At 42.6% G+C, this 12,822-nt stretch carries 10 protein-coding genes; all 10 read left to right on the top strand.

Annotation, left to right across the window (positions count from 1 at the left end):
- Nucleotides 1–122: 122 nt before the first annotated feature.
- The 10 genes from EL076_RS06785 to asp5 all read left to right on the top strand — a co-directional run bounded on the left by EL076_RS06785 (nucleotide 123) and on the right by asp5 (nucleotide 12,822).
- Nucleotides 123–2,216, top strand: a complete 2,094-nt coding sequence (locus EL076_RS06785) for a glycosyltransferase (protein WP_003093361.1) — start codon at nucleotides 123–125, stop codon at nucleotides 2,214–2,216.
- A gap of 94 nt (nucleotides 2,217–2,310) precedes the next feature.
- Complete coding sequence (gene secY2 / locus EL076_RS06780) at nucleotides 2,311–3,537, top strand: accessory Sec system protein translocase subunit SecY2 (RefSeq protein WP_126429789.1); 1,227 nt, start codon at nucleotides 2,311–2,313, stop codon at nucleotides 3,535–3,537.
- A 100-nt stretch (nucleotides 3,538–3,637) separates the two neighbouring features.
- Nucleotides 3,638–5,209 (top strand): accessory Sec system protein Asp1, encoded by a 1,572-nt coding sequence (asp1, locus tag EL076_RS06775; protein WP_126429788.1) that lies wholly within the window; start codon nucleotides 3,638–3,640, stop codon nucleotides 5,207–5,209.
- Nucleotides 5,196–6,734 (top strand): accessory Sec system protein Asp2, encoded by a 1,539-nt coding sequence (gene asp2, locus EL076_RS06770; RefSeq protein ID WP_126429786.1) that lies wholly within the window; start codon nucleotides 5,196–5,198, stop codon nucleotides 6,732–6,734. Before asp1 ends, asp2 begins: the two co-directional genes overlap by 14 nt.
- Before the next feature lie 2 nt (nucleotides 6,735–6,736).
- Nucleotides 6,737–7,183 carry an accessory Sec system protein Asp3 gene (asp3, locus tag EL076_RS06765; RefSeq protein WP_126429784.1) on the top strand — a complete coding sequence of 149 codons (447 nt, stop codon included), beginning with the start codon at nucleotides 6,737–6,739 and terminating at the stop codon, nucleotides 7,181–7,183.
- A complete protein-coding gene (secA2, locus tag EL076_RS06760) occupies nucleotides 7,176–9,551 on the top strand; it encodes an accessory Sec system translocase SecA2 (protein WP_126429782.1) in 2,376 nt (791 codons plus the stop codon). Before asp3 ends, secA2 begins: the two co-directional genes overlap by 8 nt.
- Nucleotides 9,552–9,563: 12 nt before the next feature.
- Nucleotides 9,564–11,072 (top strand): accessory Sec system glycosyltransferase GtfA, encoded by a 1,509-nt coding sequence (gene gtfA / locus EL076_RS06755; RefSeq protein ID WP_126429779.1) that lies wholly within the window; start codon nucleotides 9,564–9,566, stop codon nucleotides 11,070–11,072.
- Nucleotides 11,069–12,421, top strand: a complete 1,353-nt coding sequence (gtfB, locus tag EL076_RS06750) for an accessory Sec system glycosylation chaperone GtfB (RefSeq protein ID WP_126429777.1) — start codon at nucleotides 11,069–11,071, stop codon at nucleotides 12,419–12,421. Before gtfA ends, gtfB begins: the two co-directional genes overlap by 4 nt.
- On the top strand, nucleotides 12,414–12,593 hold the full coding sequence (gene asp4, locus EL076_RS06745) for an accessory Sec system protein Asp4 (RefSeq protein WP_002883547.1): 180 nt from the start codon (nucleotides 12,414–12,416) through the stop codon (nucleotides 12,591–12,593). The genes gtfB and asp4 overlap by 8 nt, the downstream gene beginning before the upstream one ends.
- A gap of 4 nt (nucleotides 12,594–12,597) precedes the next feature.
- Nucleotides 12,598–12,822 carry an accessory Sec system protein Asp5 gene (gene asp5, locus EL076_RS06740; RefSeq protein ID WP_002883546.1) on the top strand — a complete coding sequence of 75 codons (225 nt, stop codon included), beginning with the start codon at nucleotides 12,598–12,600 and terminating at the stop codon, nucleotides 12,820–12,822.

Genomic DNA, 12,822 nt, shown 5'->3' with positions numbered 1-12,822 from the left:
AATTTAGTATAGTTGTGTCTCTATAAAATCAAGGAAAAAGTGTATAGAATGTGTTTACAGTCTTGATATCTTATGAAAGTTTGAGACAGGAAAATGCACTAGCTAGAAAAAATAAGAAAAAAATGACAGAAAAAATTTCCGTAATTATTCCCGTTTACAATGTAGAAAATCAACTCCAGACCTGTCTAGACAGTGTCTTGGGTCAGACCTATCAAAATATTGAAATCATCCTTATCAATTATGGCTCAATAGACAATAGTGATGACATTTGCCGTAGTTATGCCGCTAGGGATTCTCGTATCCTCTATTTTAAAAAGAATAATGGAGGGCTTTCAGATGCTCGCCATATTGGTATTCGTCAGGCTAAGGGAGCTTACGTAACCTATGTGGACGCTGAGGATTGGGTAGAGTCAACCTATCTAGAGGAGCTTTATAAGGCACTTCAAGTTCACAAGGCAGATATCGCAGTAGCTAATTACAGTGTTTATAAGGAATCGGAAGATCTCTTTTATGTTTATATCAAGGATGAAGATTATTACGAACAGGTCTATTCACCCGCTCAGATTATTGATGGACTCTTTGAAGAAAGCAATAACATCAATATTGCTCTGATCTCAGCCACTGGAAAACTCTACAAACGTTCCTTGTTTAATGACTTACTTTTCCCAAAAGAGCATGCAGGAGAAGATGGCTTTTTCAACCTTAAGGCCTATCTCATGAGTGACCGTACGGTTTATCTCAATAAGGGACTTTATGTTTACCGTGAGAGTCCAGAGATGCCACCGGCGACTTGGATGCAAGATTGGATGATGACTTTGGTTTATGCCATGGAGGAACGCTTGGCTATTGTTGCTAGCCATGGTTTCCCTCTGGAAAAATACATGGTTACCTATCGTCAGATGCTAGAGGCCTGCTTGAAAAATGTGGAAGAACAAGGTCTCACAGATTCTGAAGCCTATCGCTCAATTCAGGAAAAATTCCAAGTTTTGAGCTTGGCTCCTCAACGTTATGAGACTAAAAAGCATGCTATTGTCCTAGCAGCTAACTATGCCTATGTTGACCAAGTGCTTACAACCATAAAATCTATCGTTTTCCATCATCGCAACATTCGTTTTTACTTGATTAACGATGATTTCTCTCAAGAGTGGTTTAGGGGGCTCAACCGTCATCTAGCTGCTTTTGGCAGTGAAGTGATCAACTGTCGTGTAGATAGTAGTCACATCAAGCAATACAAGACCAATGGTAACTATGCTAGCTATCTACGCTATTTTGTGACGGACTTTGTATCTGAGGAGAGAGCTCTTTATTTGGATAGTGATATGGTGGTTACTGGTTCTCTAGAAGATCTCTTTACCCTTGATTTGCAAGGCCGTCCTTTGGCTGCTGTACGTGACTATGCCATTCAAGTTCAGAATCGTCAGAAGATGTTTGATGCTAGCTTCATGGTGATTGATATGGCTTATTGGAAGCAGTTCAATATGAGATGTCACCTTATTGACATGACTAGCGAATGGCATGATAAGGTACCATTTGCGGAGCAGTCAATTCTTAATATGGTTTTTCGTAACAACTGGTTGGCTTTGTCTTTTGACAACAACTATGCTGTGACCAAGTCCAGTCTAGCTGGTTACCATTTGCCAAATGGTCAAGACTATCCTAAGGTTCTACACTATGATTCACACCGTAAGCCCTGGTTACCTTTGGCTTGCCAAGCTTATCGGGAGGTCTGGTGGTTTTATGCCCAAATGGATTGGTCTGAAGTAGCTGGAAATGCTTCCTTATTGCCACTTTCAGAGGACATGGTTTATCCTAAGGGTCGTCCATTTACATGTTTAGTTTACACCAACATTTCAGAAATCCCTCATTTGACGGATCTAATCTCGGCTCTTCCTAAGGTACAATTTAAAATTGCCTCACGCCAGCATGTGTCAGACAAATTGGCCCAATTGATTACCTATCCAAATGTGACGGTTTACTCAGACATTGCAGGTTTAAATGGGCTAGATTTGGAATTGGTGCGTACTAGTGACCTGCTTTTGGATATCAATCCAGGCAGAAAAGTAGTGGAAATTCTTGATGCCTTTAGGTTTGAAAATAAACCAATTTTAGGATTTGAGGACCTCAAGTCGACCAAGCATAACCAACAGACCTACTCAAGAGATCGTTGGAAAGAGATGGCTGAGACCATCCGCCAGATGCGTAAGAAGAGCCTATAATCCTTTATTTGGATAAGTGGTCTGAAATTTAGTTTATGTCTCATTTCTAACGAAAAATATTAGTCTGTCTATAGGGCAGGAAGTAGGAGTAACAGTGAAAAAAATTGGTCAATCGATAATCACCAAACGTGTGTTATGGACCGTCTTTTTCCTCTTTATTTATTGTTTAGGAAATCGCTTGGTTCTACCGTTTGTGGATTTGAAAAATGCAACTATCTTTGGGGGAGCCATGGGTTCCTTGGGTTTTTCTAGTGCCATGATGGGTGGAAACCTCAGCTCTGTGTCTCTTTTTTCAGTAGGCTTGTCACCCTGGATGTCAGCAATGATTCTCTGGCAGATGTTTTCTTTTTCTAAGAAAATGGGCTTAAAAAATCTTCCCGTCGAGATTCAGGAACGTAGAAGAATGTACTTGACCCTAGCAATTGCCCTGGTCCAATCTCTGGCAGTGTCCTTAAACCTACCTATCGTTTCTGGGGTTAATGGCGGTCTCGCCGTTTTCATGAATACTATTTTATTGATTTCTGGGACCTTTTTCTTGGTTTGGCTATCAGACCTCAACTCCCTCTTTGGGATTGGAGGCTCCATTGTCATCTTGATGGCAAGTATGATGGCCAATCTGCCTTATCAAATCATGGATAGTATTGAAAAATTAGGTATTGGTTGGGATGTCTTACTTCCTCTGATTCTATTCAGTTTGATTTTCCTCTATGTTTCAGGGATTGTGCAGAGGGCTAGATATCGTATCCCAATCAATAAAATCAATATTCATAACCGCTTCAAACAGTATTCTTACTTGGATATTATGTTGAATCCAGCCGGGGGGATGCCTTTCATGTATGCCATGTCCCTGGTCAGCATTCCACAGTATGTCTTTATGCTGATTCAGTTTATGCATCCTGAGAATAAGTGGGCTAGTGAGGCTATCAAGGCCTTGACGGTCGGTCGGCCTCTTTGGTTAGTTATTTATCTAGTCATGCTCTTCGTTCTAGGGTTAGCCTTTGCCTTTGTTAATGTCTCTGGTGAGCAAATCTCAGAACGTATGCGCAAGTCAGGTGAGTACATCTACGGTGTTTATCCAGGCCAAGAAACCAGTGACTATATCAACCATTTGGTGCTTAGATTTGGTTTCATTGGTGCCCTTTACATGCTTTTTATGGCAGGTACTCCAATGCTGATTATCTTGGTCAATCCAGATTACCTGCAACTGAGTATGATTCCTGGTACTTTCTTGATTTTTAGCGGTATGATTTACAATGTTAACGAGGAAATGAAGGCTTTGAAGCTTAACACTTCCTACACCCCGCTTTTTGAAAATGTATAATATCTCACCCTTCGTGGGGCTGAGAGGCAGGCTGGTGATGCGTGATCGGTCTGCCCCTCAATTTCAAGTATTGTGATGAGAAGGCAGTGGAGGAGCACTCATGTATTATTTTATTCCAGCTTGGTATGGACAGACGGATGAATTTTGGAAGACTGCTATTGATCCTTGGTATCGTATCCGCCAAAAAATAGAATTTGATGATAGCTTGCACCAAGTTCGCATTTTTCAAGATGAAGATCTAGCACCTCAACTTTTACTTTTAGCCTATCAACCGCATTTGCGTTATTTCTTACATCGTCATGATGTCTTAGAAGTTGGATACACAGCTATTTTTGATTTGATTCAAGGTATTACTGATGAAGAGATGCGAAACCTTCAGGTGACAGACTTGGAATGGCCAGAAGGGTCTACATTTGTCTACACACCATTTGCAATTGTGGTTCAATGCCAACACCAGCGTTATGCCGAGGTTGAATTTGGATCAGAGGGTTTTATTGGCATGATTCGCTACTATAAGGATGAGCAAATCATTCGCGAAGACATCTACGATGATCGCGGCTTTATTTCGAGTAGCCTTTATTATGAAGAGGGACAACCAATCTACCGAAATTACCTCAACGCCAAGGGAGTCTGGCAGCTTTGTCATTTCTTTGATGGACGTGGAATTGTAGCCAACCCTCGTACGGATGGCCGTTTCGAAAAGAGTTATTATGGTGATCTTTCAGAAGTTATCTGGGAATTTTTGACTAAATTCTTGGATGAAAAGGTTGAAGTATCAGACCGTTTTGTTATTGCGTCTGACCTGCGTCACAACAAACAACTCTTTGAACACTTGCCAACAGAAAATACAAAGATTTTGACCTGGTTCGCAGAACGTAATCAGGAAGACAAGGTCGATGCTTATGAGGCCTTTCTTCCACAGGTGGACTTGATGATTGCGGATCGTTACGATTACTTGGAACAATTTCAGGTTGTCTATCCGAAAGAGGCTAAGAAGCTCAAGCACATGGCTTCCTTCGATACCCGTTTGGCTTTGGGAACCAGTCAACGTGTCAAAGAGTCAAAAATCTTTTATCAGCTTGACTTCGATCAGTTGGATTTAGAGGCGATTTATCAGGTTTTAGCTTTCGTGGCTAAGTATCCAAAGACAAAGGTTGAGTTTGGAGCATTTAATGCCAATCCAGAGCAACTTGGTAGCCTGCAAAATCAAGTGGAAAAAATGATTGAAGAACGTTTGAGTCCAGAAGCTTTTGAAGAAGTTGTGGAAAGTAATGGTGCAGAAAATAAATTGGAGGAAAATAAGGAAATCATCAGTCGATTTTCTTTCCAAGACCTGAGAGACGAGACTGCTCTAATCAAGTCACTTCAATTTACCCGCCTTATTGTCGACTTGAGTAAGGAGCCTAATCGTTATACACAGATTGCTGGAATTAGTGCCGGTATTCCACAAATTAACCGTGTGGCGTCTGAGTATGTAACGCACCAAGAGAATGGTTATATCTTGAAGCACTTGTCTGATTTTGAAAAAGCGGCTTACTACTATTTGGGACAATTGAACAACTGGAACCGTTCTCTTATCTACTCGATTGAGAAGATTAAGGAAAACACGGGAGACCGTTTGGTACAAAAATGGGAGAATTGGTTGAAGGAGAAGCAGGATGACCGAGGATAATCGCCTGAAAATATTACAAGTTGGATCATCCAACTGGTCAGAAAATCAGGAAATTCCTGAAAATATGAAATGGTACTATTGCAATCTTGGTCAGCTTGAGACCTTGCAAGAAACCATCGAAGAAGACGAAATCAAGGCTTTCACAGCGGTTATTGTGGATAGTCTTGAGGGGCTTGAGGAATTGATGGTTATTAAAGAGTATTTGATTCCTCACACTATTTTCTTTGATCAAACGATTGAAGTGACAGATGAGAGACTTGCTCAGTTTATCAAGGAAGTCTGCGCTGTTCCAAGTGATTTTTCAAATCATGTTCAGTTTCTCTTTACCCTTTCCAAAGCGCTCTTTTCAGGGCAATACGGGGATAAGATGTTTCCATTCACTACCCAAGTTAACCCCAATTTTAGTGGCCAAGTGACCTACCATGGTTATGAAAATGTCATTTTAAACGGCGACTACGGTCAAGAATTTACTCCTGTCTTGGACTGGACCTATAATGTCAGAGCCAGCAAGGAAAACCCAATTGAGCTTTGGTTGGAGTTTGAAAAAGAAGATACCTGTGAGTGTCGCTTGATTCTCAATCTTCTGCCAGAAGGTTCGGTAGCAGGCATTTTCAAGACCTACATCATTTCAGAAGAAGAAATGCGCAAAGAAGCCATTGTTCTTGATGAGGACAGGATTTTCCTTTTGTCAGCTAGTCTTGAAATGAAGGGCAGAGGTCAGATTACTATTGGTGGGCTCCACCAACGTTTGACGCGTTTTCAATTTGGAAAGTTTGTACTTGGAGGTGGTATTCTCCACGACAGAAAGCGTCAAGAAATCAACTATTTCTTTTATCCTGGGGATTTCAAGCCACCTTTGTCTGTTTACTTCTCAGGTTTCCGTCCTGCCGAAGGTTTCGAAGGTTTCGGGATGATGAAGGCTATGGGAACTCCCTTTTTGCTCTTTTCAGATCCTCGCCTCCAGGGTGGAGCATTTTACATTGGGACTGAAGAGCTTGAAAATAGTATCAAGGACACTATCCAACATTACTTGGACTACCTAGGTTTTGACAATAGTCAACTCATTCTCTCTGGAATGTCCATGGGAACCTTCCCATCTATGTACTATGGTGCGGACTTTGAGCCTCATGCGATTATCATGTCTAAACCTCTAGCTAATGTCGGTACTATCGGTAATCGTGCCAGACTCTTGGCGCCAGAGGTCTTTCCAACAGGCATTGATGTCTTGCATTTGCAGACAGGACGTTTGGACAATGATGGTGTTGAGGCTCTTAATCAGAAGTTCTGGAATAAGTTTGAAAAAGCAGATTTTGCAAACACGACTTTTGGTCTTTCTTACATGAAAGACGAGGATATGGATCCAACGGCCTATGAGGATATTACCAAGTCCCTCTATTATTCAGGGGCTAAGATTCTCAGCAAGGGAACGTCAGGTCGACACAACGATGATTCATATACGGCGACAACTTGGTTTGTCAATTTTTACCGTATGATTTTAGAAAATGATTTTGGAAGAAAGGAGTAAGAATGTTCAGAAACAAGAAATCGGAAATCTTGTGGGGCTTAAACCACAAAGCCTACATGTATGGCTCAAAAATTGTTAAACACCAAGATGGTTCTGTACAATTTTACAATCCTTTGGTGCCATCAGGAACAGAAATTCAGTCTTGGGTGGCCATCCAAAACTACCAAGCTGGTCGTACTCAGCCTGCCCTCCCACTTTTGAAAAAGGGGCACAGCTATGACCTGACGGCCAATCTCGAAGCTGTCCCAACAGACTCAGTCTTTTTGAAAGTCAGCTTGTTGGACCGTTATGATAATGAAATTAAACAGCTGATTGAAAAGAGTACTCACATGACCTTCGTATACCCTCACGAGGCCTATACCTATCGTATTTCCCTCTTGAGTGCTGGGGTCAAAGAGCTGGATTTCTACAGCTTAAAACTGGAAGAAACAGGAGAAGAACATGTTTAAACAACTGAATCCTATTCTCTCTGTTAAGAAAATACTCAAGGAAATTAACGGACGAGCCGATGAAATGGCAGGTCTGACCAATCTTGAGTTAAAAAATAAAACGCAAGAATTTAAGGAGCGTTTGGCTCAAGGAGAAAGTTTGGACGACCTCCTGCCAGAAGCCTTTGCGGTTGTTCGTGAAGCGGATAAGCGCGTGCTAGGCATGTTCCCTTATGATGTTCAGGTCATGGGAGGCATTGTCATGCACCAGGGCCATATTGCTGAGATGAATACGGGTGAGGGGAAGACTCTGACGGCAACCATGCCAGTCTACCTTAATGCTTTGTCAGGTGAAGGCGCTATTCTCGTTACGATTAATGAATACTTGGCTATTCGTGACGCTGAGGAAATGGGTCAGGTCTATGAGTTCTTAGGGTTGACGATTGGTGTTCCCTGTGTGGAAGGTAGTAATGAGATGGATCCAGCAGAAAAGCGTGCCATCTATCAATCGGACATCGTTTACACGACAAATGCCAGTCTAGGTTTTGACTATTTGATTGATAACCTTGCTTCTAACCAAGACGGTAAATACATGCGTCCCTTTAACTATGCCATTGTCGATGAGGTGGATTCTGTTCTACTGGATAGTGCGCAGACGCCCTTGATTATCTCTGGTGCACCTCGTGTTCAGTCCAACTATTATGGAATGATGGATACCCTCATGACCACCTTGGTCGAGGGTGAGGATTATATCTTCAAAGAAGAAAAAGGTGAAGTTTGGTTGACCACTAAGGGTGCCAAGGCTGCTGAAAACTATCTTGGTATTGGTAACCTCTACGATGAAGTAAATAGCACCTTTGCCCGTCATTTGCTCTTTTCACTTCGTGCTCACTTGCTCTATAAAAAGGACAAGGACTACATCATTCGTGATGGTAAGAAAGGGCCTGAAGTGGTTCTTCTTGATAAATCGACAGGTCGTCTCTTGGAATTGACTAAGCTCCAAGGGGGACTCCACCAAGCTATCGAAGCCAAAGAATTAGTGGCCTTGTCACAAGAAACCAGAGCCATGGCTTCCATTACCTACCAAAGTCTCTTTAAAAAATTCCAGAAAATTTCAGGGATGACAGGGACTGGTAAGGTGGCAGAAAAAGAATTTCTAGACACCTACGGTATGAAGGTCATTCAAATCCCGACCAACCGTAAGAAACAACGTATCGACTACCCTGATAAGATTTATGAGACCCTACCAGAGAAAATCTTCGCTTCTTTAGAGTATGTTAAGCATTATCATGGAAAAGGCAATCCAATCTTGATTTTTGTAAGTTCAGTGGAAATGTCAGAGCTTTATTCTTCTCTGCTTTTGCGTGAAGGAATTGCTCATAATCTCTTGAATGCCAACAATGCACCACGTGAGGCAGAGATGATCGCCGAGTCTGGACAGATGGGTGCCGTGACAGTTGCGACCTCAATGGCTGGACGTGGAACAGATATCAAGCTCGGTAAGGGTGTGGCCGAACTGGGTGGATTAGTCGTTATCGGTACCGAACGTATGGAAAGTCAGCGTATTGATTTGCAAATCCGTGGCCGTTCTGGACGTCAGGGTGATCCTGGTATGTCTAAATTCTTCGTCTCACTTGAAGATGACGTGATTAAGAAATACGGTCCATCGTGGGTTCACCGTACTTACAAAGAATATGCCATTAATGATCACATTGAGCCTAAGGAACTGACAGGTCGCAAGTATCGTAAATTGGTTGAAAAAGCCCAAGAAGCTAGTGAAAGTTCTGATCGTACCTCACGTCGTCAGACGCTTGAATTTGCAGAAAGTATGAACATCCAACGTGAGATGATTTATGCTCAACGTGACCGTCTCATCTACCACAATCAAGGTTTGGACACTGTTATCAACGAGGTTCTTGACGATTTCATCGACCAAGCTATGACTGAGGAAGATTTCTCAAAAGCGGAAAATCTTTACCATTTCATCTTGCGTAATATCAGCTTCCGAATCAATGAAATTCCTAAGGATTTAGACCTCAACAATCGTGAGCAAGTCTTGGAACTCATCTATCAGTTTGCCTATCGTGAACTTGATACTAAAAAGCAGGAGTTGAAAACCAAGGAACTTAACGAGTATTTCCAACGTCTATCCATGCTTAAGGCTGTGGATGACAACTGGGTAGAGCAGGTAGACTATCTGCAACAACTCCAAATGGCTATCGGTAGCCAGCAACTCAGTCAAAAGAACCCTATTGTCGAATATTACCAAGAGGCATACAAGGGCTTCGAAGCCATGAAACGTCAAATCAGAAAGGATATGGTTCGTAATCTTCTCCTTAGTCAGGTGCAAGTCACTAAAAAAGGAGATATCATCAGCCATTTCCCATAAAATAAGGAAATTATGACAGTATATAACATTAATTTAGGCATCGGTTGGGCCAGCAGTGGCGTCGAATATGCTCAGGCCTATCGTGCTAAGATTTTCAAGGAAATGGGGCAAGAAGCAAAATTTGTCTTTATGGACCTCATCCTTAGGGATAATATCGAGCATATGACTAGCAAGATTGGTTTTTCAGACGATGAAATCATCTGGCTCCATAGCTATTTTACAGATGTTAAGATTGCACCATCGACTATTAGCCTAGCAGAAATCGAGGCTATCTTACCTGCCGATCCTGAGCGCAAGGAAGTAGCTGGTCGCCTCATTCGTTATCATTATCCACAAGACAATATGGTGGTGGCATGTAACCTTCGTGCGGTTGACGAGGACGCTGTGGAAACCGTGAGCTACTTTGTCAATGACAAGCTCTTGCGCAAGGACTTTTACTCTTACACCCGTTATTGCAGTGAGTATTCTGCGCCTAAGGACAATCAAGCCAAGGTTTACCAACGTCGTTTTTATAACGAAGATGGGTCTACAGCCTATGACATGATTGTAGGAGACAATAATCAAGATATCTATCGTTTCCCTGATCAGGTCCTCTATGGTAAGCAAGAATTCCTTCGCTATTTCTTCAAACGTCTGGCCCTAACTAAGGATGATGTGGTCATTTTGGACCGTGAAACAGGGATTGGTCAGTTGGTCTTTGAAGAAGCACAGGCTGCTCGCCTAGGTGTCGTTGTTCACGCTGAGCATTTTAGTGTCAATCAAACTGATGACAACTACATCCTCTGGAATAACTATTACGAGTACCAATTTACCAATGCAGACAAGGTTGATTTCTTTATCGTGGCGACTGATCGTCAAAAGGAAATCTTACAGGAACAATTCCGTCGCTACACCAACCATGATCCAAAGATTTACACCATTCCAGTGGGAAGTCTGCCTGAATTGGTTGGACAGGACAAGCCACGTAAGCCATTCTCAATGATTACGGCCTCACGCTTGGCTCAGGAAAAACACATTGACTGGTTGGTTCGTGCGGTGATCGAGGTTCATAAGACCCTGCCTGATATCACTTTTGATATCTACGGTAGTGGTAGCATGGATGCCAAATTGCGTGAGATTATTGTCGAAGCTCAAGCTGGCGACTATATCAGACTCATGGGCCACGCTGACTTGACTAACATTTATAGCCAGTACGAGGTCTATCTGACAGCTTCAACCAGTGAAGGTTTTGGACTCACTCTTATGGAGGCGGTTGGTTCAGGTCTTCCGATGATTGGATTTGACGTTCCTTATGGGAATCAAACCTTTATTCAAGATGGGGCCAACGGTTATCTCCTCCCCGTCGCTGAAAATCACGTCGTGGATGTTATCACCAAGTCCTATAAGGATGCCATTGTCCGTCTCTACGAAGAAGGCAATATCGAGGCTATGCGCCAAAAATCTTATGACCTTGCCAAAGGCTTCTTGACTAGCCAAGTCAAGGCAGCTTGGAAACAGTTACTTGAGGAGGTACGCTCATGATATTCTTATGTGATTACTACAATCAAGCCAGTAAGGATTTGGCTTACTCTCTTCAGGCAGCAGGCTACGATGCCACAACAGTTGTCATCAATCCAGATGGCTTTCTCCCTCAAGGAGCTCTCTCTCCTTTCACCTACTATGTGGAAGCAGCAGAGGAAACAGGCAAACCACGCTTTTTCAACCAAGTCCCTGTGCCAGCCTTTTGGGAAATTTCAGGGAACAATCAGATGGCGCGTGTGTCTAACCTCACCGAAGAACGTGCCCGCATCACCTACCCAGAAGGTAGCAAGGCACGTATTGTCAAAAGTGTCGAATGGTTGGACAAGTCAGGTAAGATTCGCCAAGTGGACCACTACAACAAGTACGGTTTCTGCTTTGCCAAGACCACTCATGATGAGAATGGTCAGGCACTCTTTACCAGCTACCAAACCAAAGAAGGCGACGAACGAATCTTGGAAAATCATCTCACCGGTGATATTCTCTTGACCTTACCAGGACAAGCCCTTCGTCGTTTTGCCAACCGTACCGAATTTATCAAAGCCTTTCTAGCTCAGGTCTTTGGTGATATCGACCATATTATCTTTAATAGCTTGGCGACACCTTTCATCGTCTCATGGACTATGGAAAATCAAGGTGCCACTGATGTCCTTGTCTGGCAAGAGCCGTTGGGTGATGTCCTTCCAGGTAATATGAATGGTATCTTGGAAGATAATTCAGCCAGAGCCAATGCCATCATCATTCCTGATAAGGCGACTTATGAAAAGGCCTTGACCTTGGCGCCAGAGGACAAGCATCATAAAATCTTGTCTCTTGGCTATGCCTATGACTTCAAGGAAAATCATGGTAAACCTCGTAATGCCTTTATCGCAACCAATTCAGACCAAATCGAGCGTTTGGAAGCCTTGGTTGAGTCACTCCCTGATGTGACCTTCCAGATTGCAGCAGTCACTGAGATGTCACCAAGATTACTTTCAATGATGCGTTATTCAAACGTTGTGCTCCATCCAAACGCTAGTCACAAGCAGTTGGACAAGCTTTATCAAGAGTCAGACCTCTACTTGGACATTAACCATCATAATGAATTGTACAAGGCGACACGAACTGCCTTTGAAAACCAATTGTTGATTTTGGCCTTTTCAGAAACAGCTCATGGACCTGTCTATACAGCGCCAGAGCATATCTATGCCAGTCAGAACTATCCAGCTATGGTTGCCAAGATTAAGCAAGTCCTAGGCGATGAGCAAGCCATGCAAGAAGCCATGCAGGCTCAAAAAGCTCAAGCCAACACCCTGACTGCCTCTGAGTTGGCCGACCGCTTACAATCACTTTTAGGAGGAAATCATGTCTAAAAAAGATTTATTCTACGGTGACGTTGAAGGCCGTATGGAAGAACTCAAGCAAAAGCCTATCACAAAAGAAAAAGAAACCAGAGGAGAGAAGATTAACAAGAGCTTTTCAATCATGCTCGGACTTGTTATTATCATCGGTTTGATCTTCACCCTTATTGGTTTATTGAGGTAGTCTTATGATGTTAGTATTTATGGTTCTAGCAGTGATTCTTTCGGTTGCCCTTATCGTCCTAGTGACCATCCAACCGCGTCAAACGCAGATTTTTTCAACGGATGCTACTAGTAATATCGGTAAACCAAGTTATTGGGCTAGCCAACCGATTCGAAAAATGTTGACCTTGGCTATCAGCATAGCCCTCTTTATCCTCTTACTTATTTTTATGATTGTTTCTTATAAGTAG

Source organism: Streptococcus vestibularis, from assembly GCF_900636445.1.
Taxonomy (GTDB): Bacteria; Bacillota; Bacilli; order Lactobacillales; family Streptococcaceae; genus Streptococcus; species Streptococcus vestibularis.
The sequence above is the reverse complement of the archived record's forward strand: the minus strand, read 5'-3'. Positions and strand labels throughout refer to the sequence as shown.

What these genes read in the sequence shown, in the direction of transcription:
- EL076_RS06785 (WP_003093361.1), top strand. Translation starts at nt 123, where the DNA reads ATGACAGAAAAAATTTCCGTAATTATTCCCGTTTACAATGTAGAAAAT.
- asp1 (WP_126429788.1), top strand. Translation starts at nt 3,638, where the DNA reads ATGTATTATTTTATTCCAGCTTGGTATGGACAGACGGATGAATTTTGG.
- asp2 (WP_126429786.1), top strand. Translation starts at nt 5,196, where the DNA reads ATGACCGAGGATAATCGCCTGAAAATATTACAAGTTGGATCATCCAAC.
- asp3 (WP_126429784.1), top strand. Translation starts at nt 6,737, where the DNA reads ATGTTCAGAAACAAGAAATCGGAAATCTTGTGGGGCTTAAACCACAAA.
- secA2 (WP_126429782.1), top strand. Translation starts at nt 7,176, where the DNA reads ATGTTTAAACAACTGAATCCTATTCTCTCTGTTAAGAAAATACTCAAG.
- gtfA (WP_126429779.1), top strand. Translation starts at nt 9,564, where the DNA reads ATGACAGTATATAACATTAATTTAGGCATCGGTTGGGCCAGCAGTGGC.
- gtfB (WP_126429777.1), top strand. Translation starts at nt 11,069, where the DNA reads ATGATATTCTTATGTGATTACTACAATCAAGCCAGTAAGGATTTGGCT.
- asp4 (WP_002883547.1), top strand. Translation starts at nt 12,414, where the DNA reads ATGTCTAAAAAAGATTTATTCTACGGTGACGTTGAAGGCCGTATGGAA.
- asp5 (WP_002883546.1), top strand. Translation starts at nt 12,598, where the DNA reads ATGATGTTAGTATTTATGGTTCTAGCAGTGATTCTTTCGGTTGCCCTT.